The sequence below is a fragment of the Rahnella sp. ChDrAdgB13 genome, from assembly GCF_017655185.1.
Lineage (GTDB): Bacteria > Pseudomonadota > Gammaproteobacteria > Enterobacterales > Enterobacteriaceae > Rahnella > Rahnella contaminans.
On sequence record NZ_JAEMGT010000065.1, the window covers coordinates 19,377 to 39,091 of the forward strand.

Sequence of the window (19,715 nt, forward strand, 5' to 3'; positions counted from 1 at the left end):
CAGCAGATAAAAAAAAAGCCCGCTCGGGGCGGGCTGAAAGGGGTATTACGAGGGTCTTACACACTATGAAGGACAGTTCATAGTGGACACAGGAGAAGGAATGTCTTCCTCGGGAATAAAGGTAACAAACCTAATGTCGATTTATGTCAAACCAGAGTAAGTTTACTCTGCAACATGTAACTCCCACCAATACAGGTTTACATAAAACGTTATACTCAACCCTGACATTTCTGCGCCATCAAGCGAGATACAGCCACCAGAGCCCTGCATGACAAGGAGCTTTATGAAATATTGGTTAGGTTCTGTCGTCATTATGCTGATTATTGTAATCAACGGTCCGTGGATAAACCGTCATATTCCCGCTGAATATAATCCGTTCGCGCCAATTGCCCTTAATGACCCTCCAACGTTAATTACCCGCTATAAAATGTGGAAACTGGACAAGAACCCGCAGGCTTGTATGGCGGTACTTGAGAGGGTTCAGCAAGATGGCGGATTAATATTCAGTAATCCAGGCAAGATGAGCGGTAAATGCCCTTTGGATAATCCAGTAAGAGTTAGGGCATTGGGTGGCGTCGCTTTAAGTTCGAGCTTTCTGGCGAGTTGTCGCCTTGCGCTGAGTAGCGCGATGTTTGTCTCGCAGGTCGCAAAACCGCTGGCGCAGCAAAAACTGGGAACGCCGTTAATTCGTATCGAGCATCTGGGCAGCTATGCCTGTCGTAACATGTATAACAAACCGGATGCCCGTTTGAGCGAACACGCTACGGCAGAAGCACTGGATGTTTCCGGATTCCAGCTGATGGATGGACGGCATTTGACTGTGCTGAAACAGTGGCCTAAGGAGGGCGCGGAAGCGGACTATATGCATACCATATTTGCTGAAAGCTGCGGATATTTTGGCAATTCCATCGGACCCGAATATAACGCAGCGCATGCCAATCACTTTCACTTTGGCATGCGCTTGTTTGGTTTTTGCCGCTAGTTATTCATCGGCTAAATAACGTTCGGCGAGACGTGCCCAGTACGCAACACCGAAACTTAAGCTTTCATCATTAAAGTTGTAGGCAGGGTTATGGAGAACGGCGCTGTCGCCATTCCCAAGGCGCAGGAAGCAGCCGGGTTTTTGTTGAAGGAAATACGCAAAATCTTCACTGCCGGAAATAGGGGCCAGATTTTCGACCACATTCTCTTCACCGACCAGCTCTTTTGCGACCTCCAGTGCGAACGCCGTTTCTTTATCATGATTAACCAGCACCGGATATCCTGGTACATATTCAATCTCAGCACGTGCTCCATAGGCAGTGGCATGGTTAGATACCAGGGTGCGAATACGTTCCTCCAGTATTTTTCGCACATCTGCATCAAATGAACGAACGCTCATTTCAAGGCGAGCTGTTTCTGGGATCACGTTGGCCGCATGCCCTGAATGTAAAGAGCCGATGGTGACAACGGCTGTTTCATTGGGATCTATGTTCCGGGAAATAATGGATTGGAGCGTCACAACCAGGCTGCTGGCGACCAGAATCGGGTCGACGGTCATATGAGGGCGCGCAGCATGACCGCCTTTGCCGTGGATCGTGATATTTACCGTATCGCAGGCCGCCATAAACGGGCCTGAACGGAACATCATTTTTCCAACCGGATAACCGGGGTGATTGTGCAGGCCGTATACCGCGTCACAGGGAAAACGCTCGAACAATTGCTCGGCCAGCATGCGTTCTGCGCCACTGTTAAAACCAATTTCTTCAGCGGGTTGGAAAATCAGGTTCACAGTGCCTGAGAAATTTTTGCTGCGCGCCAGTTGCTCGGCGGCTCCCAGCAGCATGGCGGTATGGCCATCGTGGCCGCAGGCGTGCATTTTCCCCGGTGACTGACTCGCATAACTGACACCTGTCAGTTCAGTGATAGGCAGGGCGTCCATATCTGCACGGATACCGATACTGCGTTTACCCGTCCCCAGAGTCATTGAACCGATAACCCCGTGACCACCGACGCCGGACGTGACTTTAAACCCCAGAGACTGCAGCTTCTCAGCGACTAAAGCAGCAGTGTCGGATTCTTCATTAGAAAGCTCAGGATTCTGATGCAGGTGTTGACGAACTTCGCGCAGCCCCGGAACAAGGTCGGCCACGTCAGCGATGGTGCAAAATGATTTATTATTCATTATGAGGATCTGTTTTTGCCAGGAAGATATCCGGCCTTAAGACCGGTGCCGCGTCATTACAGGGAACAGAATGCAATGCGAGAACCCGGCTGGCAATCAATTAATCAGTGAGAAAACTGGATTTTTGAAATTATGGAATGTTCAATTCAATCACGGTATGTAATTGATGTAAAAAGCTAAAGTTTTTACGAGATGTTGCGCAATTAATGATTTTGACTCTGGACGCTCCGACGCCACATCTATACCGTTGTATTTGTTTGTACCGGCACAGGCAGATTTTAAAAAATATCAGGCAAATGCTATGCATCCGCCTGATATGACGTCTCAAGATAATGAAGGTGTCTGAGAGGAGATAAAGAGGATTAAGCGGGCATATAGCTAATGGAATGCTCCAGAGAATCGCACTGGGAATCGATAAGTACATTCCAGATCCCTTTATAAGGGATGCCAACATAGGCCGTATTTTGCTCGTTAACCGTCAAAATATCGCCGAAACCTGAGTGGCGTCCATTTCGCTCAATATCATTTTCACACATCAGATGGATGTGGCATTTTTCTGAACAACGAATGACGACTGTGTCGCCACCAAACAGACTCAGTCTGGCTCGAATGATAGGCATGACTTTCCCCCAATGAAGATAAAGCACCTGAAATACGCTATAACCGAACACTGCCAGGTTTTACGTCACCCAGACCAGGAGTGATTTTGGTCACATAACGCTCTTTAACCTATAAAACCAGAGTAAAGCAGGGGGAATAATGACTTTAATCAAAACTTGTAAGACTCTTCTGAAGATTAATTATTCGTCAGTCATGCAGCTGTAAATGAAAATGACCATACTTTTAACAATGCAGGGTGAATGTAGGTACGCGGTTAATGACCGGTGAGAAATTCATTTGGATGCTAACATCCAGAGATTATCTTTCTATGCAGTGATGAAGTGTATTCATTCGTTACAGGGTAATAAATTAGCTGCTTTTTCTTTCACAAGCTGACACCCTATAGGTGTATAGCATGTGCGTGCGCTTGAAATTGATTATTATCGGATTTTTTACCGTCTCACACGCGCACAATGCGGGTGATGAAAAAAACGTGCGCTACACTTTCTTATTTTCTCCAGTTATAAGGGCATCGGATGATTTGCTCCGAAAAATTCAAATATTTCAGAAACTTCAGCGCATTAGCTCTGGTTCTGAATGCGACTTTTAGCCTGCCGGTACACGCGGATGACTCGCAGTTACGGGCATGTGGCAATGCAAAAACGGCCAAAGACTGCCAGTTACCTTTTCAACAGGGGTTTTCGGCTGTTCAGGTAGGGTTATCACGTGAGCCACTATGGGGCTATCTTGATACCACCGGGCACATGGCAATCAAACCTGATTTCAGCGACGCGCGCGGATTTGTTCATGATCTCGCCGTTGTTAAAAAAGGTGATCAATACGGTTACATCGATAAGAAAGGCCACTGGGTCATTGAGCCGCGTTTTACCCGCGCAACCGATTTCAATGCACAGGGTACTGCGCTGGTCATCACGGATAACCGTCTGGCATTAATTGACCGCAAAGGTGCCGTTGTGAAAACGCTGCCTTTTGCTGTTTCTCTCGACACCCATGGTTTTGCGGGCGGACAGGCGCTGGCAAGCGTCCAAACTCAGGTTTCCCCTACGCTGTGGAATGCTGCAACCGATCGCTCCCTTTCTCTGCCTGACGATGTGATGGCGCTCGATCTGCCGCAGTCCGGGCTTATCCCCGCTAAAAAGCGTGATTCCGCAAATGACGGTTACTGGGGGTATCTGGACGAAAACGGTGACTGGGCAATTGACCCGATGATCCTGAAAGCGCGCGATGAGCCTCAGCTTAGCGGCGAGGTGGTTGCTGTCAAAATCAAAAACGGGTGGAGTTTCGTTGATCGTCAGGGCGTTTCATTAAATAAAGAACAGTATAAATCTGTACGTCCTCTCTCTTCCGGTAACTGGCTGGTTACCGGCAACGATAATTCCAGGCAGTTGCTCAGCAGCAAACTGGAAAAAGTGCAGGATATTCCTGCCGATCAGTCCGAGAATATTATCGTCTGGGGTAAGGCAACGCTGGCGACGGGCAGCAAAGGTATTGTCATCGTTGGGGCAGATAACCAGGTTGTTTCCCTGAAAGTGAATAAACCTCAGTTCCTTCAACAGGGCAACCGCCTTTGGGTCATGCAAACTGAAGGGAAAGCACCGCAGGTAGTACAGGTTTATGACAACAATGGCGTTGCATTACTCAATGATGCCACACTCGCTGCGCTGAAAGATTATCAGGTGAAGCCATTGGGTACGTTTGTACTGACCGATGATATCGCCACATTGCCGGAAGTCACTGCGGATGTAGCGCACACACTGCCATGGGCGGCTCTGGCGCCTGCAGACACCACAAAACCACCGGCAATCCTGACCTCGCAGGGCAACGTTCTTTCGGATCCTCAGTGGGCTGCTATCGATGGCGATGCGTCTCAGGCTCCGCTGATTGTCCATACGCAAACCCAAAAAGTGGGTGCGGTAGACGGCGCGGGCAAATGGGTTATTCAGCCGGTTTATCAGCAGATCAGCGCGTTTTCCGGTGACTACACCTGGGCTGTCGAAAACAGTAATAATACCGATACCAAACGCTTAATAGACCGCAATGGCAGCGTAACGGATGTGCCAGCGGAAATCTTGCAAAACGCCCAGCGTCTTTCCGGCGGTTTGTTGTATTACACCGAAGGCGTTAATGATGCCCGTCGCTGGGGCTTATGGGATATTGCGAGCAAGAGCGTTAAAGCTGCCCCTCAGTTTACTCAAATCGAATCCTTCAATGAGGGGTTCGCTCTGGCGAAAGCCGATGCCGGATGGGGTGTTATCGGCACCAACGGTGTATGGGCAATTGCGCCGGATCCAAGCCGCAGCGGGAAATTCCAGTATATTGGCCAGGGCGTTTTCACCCTGTCTGATAACGATCAGCCGGGCGAACGCAGTGATCTTTCGAGTCATTTCAGCCTGTACAGCGCAAACAGCGGTCAGGCTATCGCCGAAGACCTGCTGGCAAGACCACAATCAGTCGGGCAGGGGCACTGGCTGGTCCAGCCTTCCGAAGGGGGCGTGGCGCTGTTAGACAGCGCTGGCCGCTATCCAGTCAGCAAAGCCATTGCAGCTTCATCAAGCTCAGTGCAGGGCGACTGGGTAATGCTCAGTTTCTCTCCTCACTTTGGTGCCATTAATGCGCAGGGTAATTGGCAGATTCAGCCTTTTTACACCGAAGAATTCAATTTCATTTCGCCTTTGAACTGGAGCCGTGCCGTCAGTGACGGGCATACCACGCTAATAAACGATCACGGTGCTGTTCCGCTGGATGGTTTCGAGCAAGCTCAACCACTGAATTCACTGATGCGACTGACTATGAATGATGATGTGACCGGCGAAACGGTGCTGTATGACAATGACGGCAATGAGATCCAACGTTTCGCCGGGCTCGACAGCTTGCAGGCAGATAAAGCCAGTGCCGGTGTAATCCCATTACGCGACAGCAAAGGGCTTTATGGTTTCGTTGATCAACAAGGTAAGAAACTGATCGGTTCTTATTTTGATCAGGTTGGCGCAATGAATAATAACTTTGCCACAGCCATGAAGAAATCGACTTACGGCAACCTCTTTGGTTATATCAGCACGACCGGCCGTTTCGCTATCTTGCCTAAATTCGATTGGGCCGATAATTTCAGCGAAAAACACGCATGGGCGGGCGGCAAAGGTGTCGTCAGCTTGCTGACCGCGGAAGGTGCCGTTCAGGCGAAAATTCAGGTGCGTTGTAATCAGCGCGTAATCGTGGACGCAAAAGGCGCTTATCTCTGGCCTGCAAAAGCGCCTTCATGCGGTACCGGGAGTAACTAATGATTGTCAGCAAACCTTCAAGGCTACGGATAGCACTTCTTTGCGCATTGAACACCAGCAGCGCACTGGCCTTATTGACGCTGACAGCTTCTGCAAATGCGGCTGAACCTTCCGGTTGTTTTGCTCCGTTGACAGCTTCGCAAAACGATGTACAACGACGTAACGCGTTGCCGGCTGTTCAAAACTTATGTATCCGTGATGTTCGTGAAGGGCGCGCGGCTGTGCTTTTACCGGCTGCTGACGCAGCCAGAGAGCGCTGGGGCTTTCTGGATAATCAAGGGCAACTGGTTATAAAACCTGTCTTTGAAGATGTCGGTGATTATCATTACGGCGTCGCAGCCGCTAAACAACAGGGGAAGTGGGGGTTTATTGATACTACCGGGAACTGGCTGATTCAGCCTGGTTTCGATGCGGTACAACCTTTTACTGAATCCGGTTTAGCCGTTGTGACAGTGGCCGGGAAGTCGCAGATTATCGATCGCAAAGGCGCGCAGGTTGGAAAAGCGCTGGATGATTTAGTGGACGAGGCCATTCTGAGTAATGGCCTCCCCGCCCGTTTGCAGCTGTCGTTTAACAGCGTGCTGCTTTCCCCAGATGGTGTTCGCCATGTAGCAACAGACAAAATGGAAGTTGCGGAACCTTTTGGGACTCAGGGATTGTTCATCGCCTTCGATGCCAGCAAAGGTTATGGCATCGTGGATGAAAATCTGGGCTGGCGCATTGCACCACAATATGCCGCCATTACGCTTGATCCGCGTAATCCGGCAGTGGCACTCGCGAAAAATTCCGACGGAATTACGTTAATTCGTGCAGACGGCGTTCAGGATGAGCAAAAGTACTTGTCAGTCAGTGAAGAAACCGGTGCTTTCTGGCTGGCGAAAACGGCTGATGGTGTGAAGTTACTGGATAACTCCGCAGTTGTGATTGCAACGTTTAGCGATTCTGATGCCGCCGCTCTGCGGGTTTCGGGGGACTATGTCCTTAACCCGACTCCGAAAGAAAATCTCATCGTATTTGTTCCCGGCCGTAAACAACCTCTGACATTGCCTGCCGCCAGCGAGCCGTGGGGGCAGACTACCGGTGAGTTTCTGGTGACCACCCGCGGTGAGCAGAAAAAAGTGAACGCGATAATTGCACCTTCAGGCGGAATGATTGGTGGTGCTCAGAATGTCGGCTGGCTGGCGCAAATTTCCAGTGCGGAAGTGATCAATCACCGTCTGTGGCTGCGTAATGATCAGGGCGATGTCGTGAATGTTGTTGATTCGACCGGAAAGGCGTTGCTGAACCCGAAGACGATCAGTGCGCTTGAAAATAGCCGGATTGAACCGCTCAATGCTGGCGATGACCACGTTACCGCGCAGTCGCCATTAGCTCTTATCCGCCCTGAGGCAGGAACCAGCAAAACAGGTGCTGGTTTCCTGAAACCGGACGGTTCTCTGCAAATTGATAACAAATGGCAGGATCTTGAATCAGCGGACAGCAGCGAAGATATCGGGCAATTTATTGTCAGAACGGCCGATGGCACCGGCGTGATTGATGCGCAAGGGAAAGTGGTTATTCCTCTGACAGAAGACAACATATCTCCGTTTGTAAAAGGCTATGCGCTGGATTATCTGGATGGAAAGCTGACGGCGCTCGACCACGCCGGCAAGCATTATAATTTGCCGGATGTGTTTGATCTGGAGTCGGTCGGTAACGGCTGGTTCCGTTATCACGAAACGGCAGCTGAAGGGGCATTGTGGGGAATTTACGATGCCATTAACCAGAAAATGGTCATTCAGCCTTCCTATCAGGATGTGGGTGATTATGCCAACAATCAGGTTGCCGTTCAGACGCCAAAAGGCCTTTGGGGGATCCTCGACGGTCAGGGTAAAACGATGGTGGAAGCTAAATACGCCAAAGTTAAGCGCATCAATTCTGCTTTGTGGCTGCTGACACAACCGGCAACGGACGATCAGCCAGAGTCCCGTGTGATTGCAGAAATCATTGGCAATGATACGAAAACCCGGATTGCGCCGACGGCCGGTCTGGCGGTAAATCAGTTTAGTGATGGTCGCATTCTGGCAACGTCTGCCGCCGGGCAATCCTGGCTTCTGGACGCCAAAGGCAATATTCAGCTTCACGAGCAGCAAACCCGAATCAGCGCACTGGGCGACTGGGTGAAACTATCCCGCCAGCCGCAGGAAGGTTATTTGTCGGCGCAGGGTGACTGGCAGATCCAACCCGCTATCGATACCCGGGGCTCCGCCTTTGCACAGGGTCACGCATTACGTTCTACAACTGCAGGATTTGAGCTGATTGACGACAAAGGTGCGCGTGTCGCCGCGATGCCTGAAGGGACATGGAACCTGCCTTTGGGGAGTACGTGGTCTGTTTCTTATGATCCGCAAAACAATGAGGTCGCAACCCGCTATGTCGATAATACCGGCAAACTGGTTCTGACTGTGGCAGGTTTCGCCAGCCGTATGGTTGACGGACATGCTGTTCTGACACGTGCTGATGGTACAAAAACCTGGATTGACGGGCAGGGGAAAGCCGCTGATGCTGTCTCTTACGCCGATCTCGGTTTGCCTCATGACGGTCTGGCGTTCGCTAAAACGGATACTACCTACGGTTTTGTAGATGCGCAGGGTAACTACGTGATCGCGCCTGTTTATAGCGCAGTTTCACCGTTTGACGGGGGGGTTGCGATTGTCTCGACGCCCGCAATGTCGATGATGATCGATAAGACAGGCAAGCCACTCGCGCGGTTGAATAAAGAGTGCGGCATTTCTGTTTTATACGGCGCGGGCAGTTCGCGCCAGTGGCCACAGAAAATGCCGGATAATTGCAAACCCTGAGCCTGATGCTTGCGTTCAAAACCCGCTGCGGCGGGTTTTTTTGTGCTAATGTTTAACTGTAATGGCAGTGAACTATCTCAATTGAAAGGATAAATTATGATCCCGCAGATCCCGCTTAAATACAGGGACGCAGAACGCTGGTCTTTTGGTGATACTGAATCGTCAGCAGATGAACTGGCCAAACGTGTCATGGCCGGTACCAAAACAGCGACCTGCTCAAATCTCGATGATGATCCTGAACCTGAGCCGGGCGAAGTGTTCGTTGTGGTCGACGGCCGCAACAACCCGGTTTGTGCGGTACAACTGACCGAAGTGAAACAGGTTCCGTTTGATCAGGTAACAGAGCAGCATGCCTGGGAAGAAGGTGAAGGTGACCGCACGCTGGCTTACTGGCGTAAGGAACACCAGCGTTTCTTCGAAGAGTATGAAATGTTTGAACCGACGATGCCTCTGTTGCTCATGAAGTTCCGGATGATCGAAAAGTTCTAACTTTATCATGTGGCCTGAGAAGGAAAATCAGGCCAAAAACCTCAAGGCATAAGATCTACCTGATGTTGTTGATCTGTCGTTCGGGAATGAGTCATGTCCGCCAATTCAGTAAATCCTCATACGTTTTCACCCCTTTCCCGAATACCGTATTTCAGCCAGTGGGAAGATCCGTCCTGCGCTGCGGGCATTATCGCCGGTGATATTGCGCTCAGCGATATCCGCCTCTGGCGTCAGTCTGGCGCGGCTTCTCAGGAAGAATTTATCGAATGGGCCAATCATGTCTGCGGAATGTGTTGCCTGAAAATGGTGCTGGCGGCAGTTTCCGGAACTGTCGTACCCATTCTCGAACTGACCCGGCGCAGCCAGACGTACGGCGCTTATGTCCGTGAAGGGAATAATATTAAAGGGCTGATTTACGCGCCGTTTGTAGAGTACGTCCGTCAGGAGTTAGGGCTGAGCGCACAGGTCAAAGTGAATATTTCTGCGCAAGATATTGCTTCACAGCTCGATGTTCACCGGTTTTTCATTGCTTCGGTGCATCCGTCGATTCGTATCCCTGAATCTGTTCCGCCGGCTAAGGGCGGACATCTGGTTCTGGTCACGCGCGCTGATGTCGGATCTGTGACCTTCCATAACCCGTCGGGTCACGATATTTCCTCGCAGCAGGATGTCACTCTGCCGGTTGAAACTTTTGCCCGCTTTTTTGCCGGGCGCGGAATAGCTCTGGTGTCTGACAGTAACTGACCGCAAGCGGCATGGCGAACACAATTCCGTTCGCCATGCAGTGTTACTCCAGTCGCATGATCCACTCATCTTTCTGCTTATCGTACTTCTCTTTATACAACACAGAATGACGGCCATCGACAACCGCCGGGACGCTGGTGTGATCATCCCACGCATCAAGTTGCATACACAAATCAGGGTCTGATTTGCACGGAATATGCACTTTATCGCCGCCTTTTGCCTCAGGCGTAGAGAGATGTGCATCGTCAATTTCATAACTGCCAATTCTGATACTCGATTTTCCCATCAGGTACTCCTTGCCAGGATGACGCCAGTGATTTCAGTAACATCAGGTACGACCAGTTGGTCGCCCTGATCTCAGAATAGTCGACAGCACAAAAAGTGCCACTGGGTTTTTTTCATGGCAGCGAAGAAACGAATTTTTAGAGGGAAAACCAAAGTTCGGAAGGAAAGGAATAAGGAGCCGGTGTTTGATAAACGAATTGGCCCCTTTGATTTGCTTTCAGAGTGGATTAAATCTGATGGAAACCGGCATTGCGTTGATCTGATTACGGCCATTATTTTTGGAAAGATACAACGCTTCGTCCGCCGCGCTGACAATGTCTGACTGATCTTCGATATCCGGGTCCTGATCTGGCCGGTAAGTTGCAATGCCCTGGCTGATGGTCACGCGGTTAAACTCGCTGAAGCTGTGTTTGATGCCCAGCGTTTCGATCGATTCCATAATGTGCTGGGCGACAATCCATGCACCTTTCAAATCAGTATCCGGTAAAATAGCGGCAAATTCTTCACCGCCAAAACGGGTGACCACATCGGTGCTGCGTTTCAGCGATTTCCGCAATGTTCTTGCCACAAGACGCAGGCAGGCATCGCCCGAAAGATGGCCGTAGTGGTCGTTGAAATGTTTGAAATAATCGATGTCGATCATCACGACCGTCAGCGGCGTACGGTTACGTTTGGCGCGCATATATTCGTGACTGAGCACTTTTTTAAATTCGCGACGGTTTGGCAGTTTGGTCAGTGAATCGGTACGGGCCTGAATTTCCAGGCGACGGTTGGCCTTAACCAGTTTCAGTTCCAGCAATTTGCGTTCGTGAACGTCTTCAGCGGTGCCGTACCAGCGCTGAATTGAGCCGTCCGTCGCATAACTGGCCGCCGCGCGGATACGCATCCAGTTCCAGCCGCGGTCAACGTGGCAGAAGCGAACTTCGATATCCAGAGGCGCGCCGGTTTTAAGGCATTGTTCCCAGGTCTGAACCGCGGCCCGGCGGTCTTCAACATGCATACTCTGGATCCATTTATCTGCCAGAATATCCTGACGCGTCATGCCGGTGATACGTTGAAAACGCGAGCTGACGTCATTGAGCATGCCGCGCGGGTCAGCGGTCCATGGGATTTGCGGGTTCAGCTCCACCATGTTGCGGTAATGCTCCTGGCTTTCGCGCAGTGCCCGTTCCATACGCTTGAGGCTGGTGATATCTGTCATTGCCACAGAAAGCCCGTTCAGCTGATTTTGTGCGTCGTAAGCCGCTTTTATGCGTACGAAGAAAACCTGATTTTTACCGGGAACTGAAAATTCACGGTCGGGCGTCGTTTCGTTACGCTGCGCCATCTCCAGTGCGTTATTGAGCAAAGGTGAAAGACCGGGCAGGAAAACCCCGATTTTGCGGCCAATCGCTTCATACGGTTGCAGACCAATGATATTGGCCATCGCATCATTAACGGTGACATAACGCATTTGCAGATCGATAAAGCACAGGCCAACAGGGGCGTTGGAATAAATGGTTTCGAGCTGGAAAAGACGCTGTCCGGGAGCCTGATCCAGACTGGTCAGATTACGGTCGATGCCACGATAGCCGCGGAAATTGCCGTCGTTATCAAACAGCGGAACACCGCTGGTTTCGAGAATAACTTCGCTGCCATCCGGGCGGATATTACGGTTAAGTAATCCGCCAAAAGGGGCGCGGCGTTCAACAATCGCAGCGAACTGCTCACCCACGCGTTTGGCTTCGTCAGGCGGCATGAAGTCAAAAGGCGTTTTGCCTAAAACTTGTTCGGGCGGAATGCCAAGAAACTCGATGCATTTATTTGAGGAAAAGACGTAACGTCCTTGTGCATCGACTTCCCAGATCCAGTCAGAATTGTTATCGATAATATCCCGCAGACTGGCCATCTGCTGATTCGAGTTTCATTTCATCCGACATGATACTTCTCCGACTGGCAGGTCTTTACTCAACATCAGGCACTATGATTTATATCTAAAAATGATATATCACTGGCAATGTTATCTTGAGGGCAATAATACATGTCAGGCTAGGATTATTCCTACTTATAATTCCATTAACCTATATGGATAAAATAAAAGGATATCCAATATATGTAGCACAAAATTTTTCACAGTCATTTGTTCCATGCAGTTTGTCACCTTGATTTCACCTAAAAATGTACCGGAGCAGAATCGGTTTAAAAGCATAGCTGACTTATTTTTTATCGAATTTAAGAAAGGATTAATAGAATTTTCTGCGCCAACAGGGGGATCCTGTGGCACAGAAAATTACGAAAAGAGTTAAATTAATTTATCGTTCGAAAACGTCTGGTGCCGCGTTGCCCCGTCCCTGACCAGTTCGCGGGGCAGGCTATTTTTAATCCGGCTGCCGATTTTTTTTGCCAGCCCGAGCGGCTGATTTGCCCAGGTCACCAGACACTCATCCGTCACCGGGGTGTTTTCAGGATAAATATCGACGCCGCGCAACCAGTTCTGTGCCAGTTCATCATCAATTTCAAACCGGTTGCTGGCGTCATTAACGCTGAAAGCAACAACGGCTTCATGCTGCCAGCGGAAACCTTTTGGAAAGCGTTCAGCCAGGCGGACGCCAATACGCGAAAATCTGACCTTGCCGAATAAGTGTTCCAGCACGGCAGGGAAGATCCAGATTTCTTTGTCGCGCTGCCACAATGTGTATTGTTTTTCAGGCCATGAAAGCCCGGAGCTGGCGGCGGCTTTGATTATTTCCGCGCTGTCCTGACGTGAAAGTGGCGCGAACGGGAAGCGGCCAACTTTATATCCGGGAACCGGCAAACGCGGTACAGAGTCTGTTTTACGAAAACGAGCAACGAAGAAACCTTCGCTGTCATAAATCTGCGGGAATACGTGGAGATAACCTTCCTGTGTCACCGCTTTTTGCGCACCATCGAATAAATCTTCCAGAGATTCTGTTTCCACCGCACCGGCGTAGGTCTCCAGCAGCCACTGGCAAACCTGGTGATTTTCCTGCGCATTGAGCGTGCAGGTGGAATACACCAGAACGCCGCCTGGCTTTAAGGCGTGAAACGCGCTGTCGATAAGCTCGCGTTGCGTGGTGGCAATTTCAGCCACGCTGGCTTCTGACCAGTTGCTCATGGCATCGGGATCTTTTCGAATCACGCCTTCACCGGAGCAGGGCGCATCCAGCAGAATTGCATCGAACGTTTCGGGTAACGCGGCACCGAACACGCGCCCGTCGAAATGGGTCAGCGCGGTATTGCTCACGCCGCAGCGGCTGATGTTGGCATGCAGCACTTTCACGCGGCTGGCGGAATATTCATTGGCAACGATGCCCCCGCGGTTTTCCATTTGTGCGGCAATCTGCGTCGTTTTTGAGCCCGGTGCAGCAGCAACGTCCATTACCAGCGCAGGTTGTGTGTCGTGTGCAAAAAGGGCTGTGACGGGGAGCATGGAACTGGCTTCCTGAATGTAAAAAAGCCCGGCGAGATGGGCCAGCGCGTTACCTAAGCGTGAATCATCCAGGGCGTGACGGTTGATCCAAAAGCCTTCTGCGCACCAGGGCACTGGCTCTAAATCCCACTGAAATCCTGACGCCATTTCGAGAAAATCAGTCACGCTGATTTTCAGGGTATTGACCCGCAGACTTGGGCGCAGAGGGCGCTGGCATATCGCAATAAAATCTTCCATGGTCAGGCTGGCTGGCATGATTGCGCGCGTCGCATCCAGAAAGGCGGCAGGTAATTTATCAGCGAAATCGCTGGCAGTGGTGAGCTTTGACAAGAGTTGGGTTCCAGTACTGAAGGTATTTTCTGCCGCGGAGTTTAGCATATTTGCCGGCAGATGAAGGCGTGGGTGTTGGCCGAATGCAATGAAAAGGCCACCCGAAGGTGGCCTCTGAAAGCGCGGGATAGTTAATTCCTTGGGATCGCCGTTCCCCATTTTTGCCAGTCTTTCGGCGCTTCCGGATTGAGCAGGAAGTGGTTGCCGTTGGCGGCTTTTGGTGCCAGCGGTGTGGTCGGCGGCGTTGCGAAGGCAATACCGCCGCGGATGAACTGCTGGAATGTTCCGCTTTTAAATACACCCCCGGTAAGACCGAACTGTAAATCATAGCCGGAGGCCAGCCAGAACACAGAGTTTTCACGTACCAGATACTGGTACTTTTTACTGACGCGCAATGTCACGTTCACGCGGTCAGCCATCGCGCCCAGATAGAAGCCTGAAACCGTACCCACTTCAATGCCGCGGAACAGCACCGGCGTGCCGATTTGCAGTGAGCCGACTTCTGCTGCATCAACCACAATGCCCAGACCGTCGGTGTAACGCGAATCGGTAATCGTGGATTCCTGCAAATCAAAGTTACGCGCAGGAACGCCTTTACCGGCTTCAACGTTGATGTACGGCTGAAGTAAGGTATCAAGATTACTGACACCACCGGCCGAAATTTCCGGCGAAACGATTGAGAAACGTGTGCCACGGCGGGCAAAATTGTCGACGTATTCCGGATACAGCACGGCTTTGGCGGAAACCTGATTGAGCTGAGGATCCAGTTTCAGGGATTCTACCTGGCCGATGGTAATCCCCAGATAACGGATTGGCATGCCCGCGGAAAGTTTGCTGGCATCGTAGGTATTGAGCGTGATCTGGCTGCCCACGGCGCGTGCGGAGGTTTCGGAATCATAAAGAATACGCTTGGTGCCTTTGCTGGTCAGCACGCCTTCAAAGTTATCGAAGCTGATCGCTCCTTTCAGTGCGCGATCCAGCGGCGATGCCTGAACGGTCAGCCCGCTGCCGTTCAGCTGAACTTTGGCTCCGCCTTCTGCCCAGAAAATAGTTTTTTCGGTCAGCAGGTTGCGGTATTGGGGCAGGATGTAGACATCCACGTCAAACTCGTTGGCTTTCGGGCGCACGTTAACAATCTGGCCCACCTGGAATTTACGGTAAAGCACCACGGAACCGGCTTGAATGTCTGGCAGGCTTTTTGCCGTCAGCGTCAGCGTCGCACCTGGTTGATCACCCTGAATGCCTTCAGCGGCTTTTTCCGCATTGCTGTACAGCGGATATTTTTGCGCGGGTTCGCCTTTTCCGCCCGGAATAATGCGGATGCCGCCATCTACCCATTCCTGCGCGCTGGCGCCCAGCACTTCCATACCATCGATACCCAGCTTCACATCAACGCGGCTGTTCACCACAAACTTGCTGTCTTTATGCAGTAAGTTTTTGTATTCCGGCTTGATAGCGGCATTAAACAAGATGCCTTCATCAGTCAGTGTGCGGTCGATGATCTGACCAACAGTAATGCCATACAGTTTGATTGGCTGGCCCGCATCAATGCCATAACTTTGCGGCGCGACCAGCTGAATTCTGCTGGTGGCCGGATCCTGAAGCAGACGCTGGTTGCTGTCGAGGACGGTAAAACGCTTCTGCGCATCGCCGTCGCCCGGGATCAGTTCCAGCGTATTGCCGGTCAGCAACTGGCTGATATTGGCATTATTCAGGCTGAGTTTCGGGCTGTTCATTTCGATGCGCGTCCCGGTGCGCATCATATCCAGCACAGAAGGGGCGACGGTCAGTTTGCCGGTGACTTTGTTATCGGGCTGCAAGGTGATTTTTGTCAGCGTCCCGACCTGCAAACCCTGATACATCAGCGGTGTCTGGCCTTCGGACAGTCCATTGCCATTTGGCAAATCCAGGTCGATTTCAACGCCGCGCTGGCTTTGCGCCAGATCAGGGTAAAGCACGTAAGACTGGTCGGCCTTGGCGGGTTTTCCGTCGTTCGGAGAATCCATCGAGATCGCACCGTTAACCAGCGCTGCCAGACTTTCCATCTGAACTTTTGCACCGCTCAGGCTGAAATCGCCTTTAAAGCCGGAAACATTCCAGAACCGGGTGTTGTCTTTGACCAGACTGGCAAAGCGTTTGTCGATCAGTAAATCAATCGTCACACCGTTGTTGCCGCTTTCGATGTCGTAATCGTAAACTTTGCCGATCGGGATTTTACGGTAATACACCAGTGAACCGGTGCTCAGAGAGCCCAGGTCTTTGGCGTGCAGATGCACCATTAGTTCGCCGGTATTGAGGCGGAATTTAGGTTGCGTATCCAGCGCGACAAAGTGGTCTTTTTCTTTTCCGGGCCCTGGCATCATGCCAATGTAGTTACCGCCAACCAGGGCATCAAGGCCGGACACGCCCGCCAGCGATGCTTTCGGCGTCACCAGCCAGAACTGAGTGCCTTCGCGCAACGCGTCAGACAGATCGCTTTTAATGCTGACTTTTACCTGAATGGTGCGCAGATCTTTGCTCAGGCTGATGGATTCGACCGACCCGACTTCAACGCCCTGATAACGCACAGGCGTACGGCCCGCAACGATGCCCGCTGCTGACTGGAAATCGATTGTGACAGTCGTCCCGCGCTCCTCGTAGTTGCTGTAAATGAGCCATCCGGCAATCAGTAAAGCAATAAACGGCAGAAGCCAGAAGGGTGAAATCCGGCGCCTGTGTTTTATCCGTGCTTCAGTCGGTGTATTCGGCGTTTCCTGTTGCATGTGCATCCCAAATCAAGCGGCTATCAAGCCATTCAACGGCAAGAATGGTGAGGATCACGGCAGAGCCAAAGTAAAAGGCAGCCGGTCCCATTGTAAATGACAAAAGCTGGTCACGATTTACCAGCGACATCATCAATGAAATTACAAACAAATCGAGCATAGACCAGCGTCCGATCCAGGTCACCAGCCGTAAGAGGCGAATACGCGTTTTCAATCCCTGAATCGCTTTGAAATGGATGCTGATCAGTAACGTCAGCATCACGATAACTTTTGTGAAAGGGACCAGAACGCTGGCGATAAACACGATGGCGGCAATCGGTACGTTGCCTGACGTGGCTAGCGACACGACGCCGGAGAAAATGGTGTCTTTGAGCTGTTGTCCGTTGGCATAAATAATCGAAATCGGCAGCAGGTTCGCAGGGATCAGGAAGATGATTGCTGCAATAAGCGCCGCCCAGGTTTTTTGCAAACTGTGTTTATAACGCAGCCGCATTGGTACATGACAACGTGGGCAACGGCCCCGTTCATCCGGTTGTCCGGTAAATTTGCAGGCCAGACACAAGCGCAGCGAAGAGGGCACGCCTTTGGGCTGACGCTGCGGATAAAACTCTTCCCACAGCTGTTCGATATTCAGGTTAATCATCGTCAGCGTGACCATGACGGTCATCATCAGGTACGCCGCCAGCGCAATGCCGACATTGATGTCGGCATACTCTTTGACCTTAATACTGGCGACGGCCATGCCAATCAGATAGATATCGAGCATTACCCAGTCTTTCAGGCGGTCGAGCATCAGCAGCACGGGTTTCAGGTTCATGCCCAGTTTGCTGCCAAAATGCAGGTAAAGAATGGAGAGCGCCAGCGTCAGCGGCGCACCGATAGTGCAAAACGCGACCATACTGGCGGTGACCGGATCACCCTGACGCGACATTTGCCAGATTCCTTCCAGCAGACTGGCGTCAATACGCGTGCCCAGAAGGCGGATGCTGATAAGGGGCTCGGTATAGGCAAACGGCATCAGCAGCAAAATGCTGATGGCAATCGTGATCAGACGCGGCAGGGAACAAACCCGACCCTTTTCGACTTTGGCGTTACAACGCGGACAGTGCGCCGTTTGCGTCCGCAACAGTGCGGGAAGCGCAAAAAGGTAGTCACATTCACTGCACCGCTGGTAGCGAATATGCGGTAGCTGGGCTGAAATTGTGTGTATTTTCATAGTACCTGGAATAGTAAAGAATACCTGTTGTTACAATTACGCATCCCCCTTAGGGGTCAGGCGAGGCCATTGAGCCAATATCAGCCAGGTTTTTTTGACAAAATAACGTATTATGCGGTCGGCAAACAGTTATTGTAGGTGAGTCTTTTTGATGTCACACAGGATTAACCTTGTTCATATGGGCATTTAATGCTTATTTTATAGAGGTTAAGCACACCAGAACGGCTCAGTGCCCTTAGGTTATTATTGGTTACTACATGAATAAAGAAGCATTCTACACGGAATTAAAACGTGATTTGAGCGCGTTGATCGCCGGAGAAAACAATTTTATTGCGACTCTGTCGAACGCCAGTGCCTTACTTTTTGAGCGTCTTGACGGCGTGAATTGGGTAGGTTTTTATCTGATGGATGGCACATCACTGGTGCTGGGGCCATTCCAGGGTAAAATTGCCTGCGTGCGTATTCCGGTAGGGAAAGGCGTCTGCGGTACCGCTGTTGCAGAAAATGCCGTACAGCGTGTTGGTGATGTTCATGCCTTCCCGGGCCACATCGCCTGTGACGCTGCAAGTAATGCCGAAATTGTCCTTCCCATCACGGTGAAAGGCACAGTTATTGGCGTATTAGACATTGATAGCACCGTTTATCAGCGCTTCGATGAAGCCGATGAACAGGGGCTGACAGAGTTAGTCAGCGGGCTTTGCCAGCATCTCGAAAACTGCGATGCTGAAAAATATGTCAATCTGATCGTAAGTTGATCGTCGGATAACGTGGCATTTAATAATGGCGTCATTATAATGGCGCCTGTTCATGCCTGCGCCGGTTGGCAAACCCGTTGTAATCAGGAAATTTCATGGAAAATCAACCTAAGTTGAACAGTAGTAAAGAAGTCATCGCCTTTTTGGCTGAGCGGTTCCCGCTCTGTTTTACCGCCGAAGGCGAAGCACGCCCATTAAAGATCGGTATCTTTGCGGATTTGGTCGAGCGCGTGCAAGGTGAAGAGAATCTGAGCAAAACTCAGTTACGCTCTGCTCTGCGTCTGTATACCTCAAGCTGGCGCTATCTGTATGGCGTTAAAGTTGGCGCAGAACGCGTTGACCTTGATGGTAATTCATGTGGCGTTCTCGAAGAGCAGCACGTCGAACATGCCCGTAAACAGTTGGAAGAAGCAAAAGCCCGCGTTCAGGCACAACGTGCAGAACAACAGGCTAAACGTCGTGAAGCCGGTGAAACCACTGAGCCACGTCGTCCACGTCCGGCCGCTAAAAAACCTGCGCCGCGTCGTGAAAATGCGCCCGCAGCTGTGGCTGGTCAGGAAAATCGCAAACCACGTTCACCTCGCCCACCGCGTGAGGAAAAACGTGAACCGCGTCAGGTGCCAGTAACAGACATTTCAAAACTGCAAATTGGCCAGGAAATCAAAGTCAGAGCAGGACAGAGTGCGATGGATGCAACCGTTTTGGAAATTGCCAAAGACGGTGTTCGCGTTCAGCTCTCTTCGGGTCTGGCGATGATTGTGCGCGCAGAACACTTGCAGTTCTGATACGGAGGCCAACTCA

The 19,715-nt window shown here is 51.1% G+C and carries 14 protein-coding genes; 7 read left to right on the forward strand and 7 right to left on the reverse strand.

Annotated features, from left to right (window positions below; genetic code table 11):
* Positions 1–283: 283 nt before the first annotated feature.
* Complete coding sequence (locus J8X26_RS16895) at positions 284–982, forward strand: extensin family protein (protein ID WP_208951461.1); 699 nt, start codon at positions 284–286, stop codon at positions 980–982.
* Here the strand turns inward: J8X26_RS16895 and J8X26_RS16900 are convergent, their stop codons facing one another.
* A complete protein-coding gene (locus J8X26_RS16900; RefSeq protein ID WP_208951462.1) occupies positions 983–2,164 on the reverse strand; it encodes a M20 aminoacylase family protein in 1,182 nt (393 codons plus the stop codon).
* A 362-nt stretch (positions 2,165–2,526) separates the two neighbouring features.
* Entirely contained in the window at positions 2,527–2,784 is a 258-nt protein-coding gene (locus J8X26_RS16905; protein WP_208951463.1) for a DUF1883 domain-containing protein, read from the reverse strand.
* Positions 2,785–3,300: 516 nt separating this feature from the next.
* Here J8X26_RS16905 and J8X26_RS16910 point away from each other — a divergent pair.
* The 4 genes from J8X26_RS16910 (at position 3,301) to J8X26_RS16925 (ending at position 10,136) form a co-directional block, all read left to right on the forward strand.
* Complete coding sequence (locus J8X26_RS16910; protein ID WP_208951464.1) at positions 3,301–6,063, forward strand: WG repeat-containing protein; 2,763 nt, start codon at positions 3,301–3,303, stop codon at positions 6,061–6,063.
* Positions 6,063–8,903, forward strand: coding sequence for a WG repeat-containing protein (locus tag J8X26_RS16915; protein WP_208951465.1), 2,841 nt, complete (start codon positions 6,063–6,065; stop codon positions 8,901–8,903). Before J8X26_RS16910 ends, J8X26_RS16915 begins: the two co-directional genes overlap by 1 nt.
* A gap of 96 nt (positions 8,904–8,999) precedes the next feature.
* The gene (locus J8X26_RS16920; protein ID WP_165056871.1) at positions 9,000–9,392 is read left to right on the forward strand and encodes an ASCH domain-containing protein; all 393 of its coding nucleotides are present in this window, start codon (positions 9,000–9,002) and stop codon (positions 9,390–9,392) included.
* 93 nt (positions 9,393–9,485) lie between these two features.
* Entirely contained in the window at positions 9,486–10,136 is a 651-nt protein-coding gene (locus J8X26_RS16925) for a C39 family peptidase (RefSeq protein ID WP_152325672.1), read from the forward strand.
* Between the two features lie 43 nt (positions 10,137–10,179).
* Here J8X26_RS16925 and J8X26_RS16930 read toward each other — a convergent pair whose 3' ends face one another.
* From J8X26_RS16930 to yebS, 5 genes are all read right to left on the reverse strand, one after another.
* Positions 10,180–10,422: a YebV family protein gene (locus tag J8X26_RS16930; RefSeq protein ID WP_152325673.1), complete on the reverse strand. Its 243-nt coding sequence runs from the start codon at positions 10,420–10,422 to the stop codon at positions 10,180–10,182.
* A gap of 216 nt (positions 10,423–10,638) precedes the next feature.
* Positions 10,639–12,309: a diguanylate cyclase gene (locus tag J8X26_RS16935; protein WP_208951466.1), complete on the reverse strand. Its 1,671-nt coding sequence runs from the start codon at positions 12,307–12,309 to the stop codon at positions 10,639–10,641.
* A gap of 393 nt (positions 12,310–12,702) precedes the next feature.
* A complete protein-coding gene (rsmF, locus tag J8X26_RS16940) occupies positions 12,703–14,229 on the reverse strand; it encodes a 16S rRNA (cytosine(1407)-C(5))-methyltransferase RsmF (protein WP_208951467.1) in 1,527 nt (508 codons plus the stop codon).
* An 83-nt stretch (positions 14,230–14,312) separates the two neighbouring features.
* Entirely contained in the window at positions 14,313–16,943 is a 2,631-nt protein-coding gene (locus J8X26_RS16945; RefSeq protein ID WP_208951468.1) for a PqiB family protein, read from the reverse strand.
* Positions 16,912–18,159 carry a membrane integrity lipid transport subunit YebS gene (gene yebS / locus J8X26_RS16950; protein WP_152325677.1) on the reverse strand — a complete coding sequence of 416 codons (1,248 nt, stop codon included), beginning with the start codon at positions 18,157–18,159 and terminating at the stop codon, positions 16,912–16,914. The genes J8X26_RS16945 and yebS overlap by 32 nt, the downstream gene beginning before the upstream one ends.
* A 257-nt stretch (positions 18,160–18,416) precedes the next feature.
* On the opposite strand from yebS, the gene J8X26_RS16955 reads away from it, so the two are divergent.
* A complete protein-coding gene (locus J8X26_RS16955) occupies positions 18,417–18,914 on the forward strand; it encodes a GAF domain-containing protein (protein ID WP_152325678.1) in 498 nt (165 codons plus the stop codon).
* A gap of 95 nt (positions 18,915–19,009) precedes the next feature.
* A complete protein-coding gene (gene proQ / locus J8X26_RS16960) occupies positions 19,010–19,699 on the forward strand; it encodes an RNA chaperone ProQ (protein WP_152325679.1) in 690 nt (229 codons plus the stop codon).
* Positions 19,700–19,715: the final 16 nt, after the last annotated feature.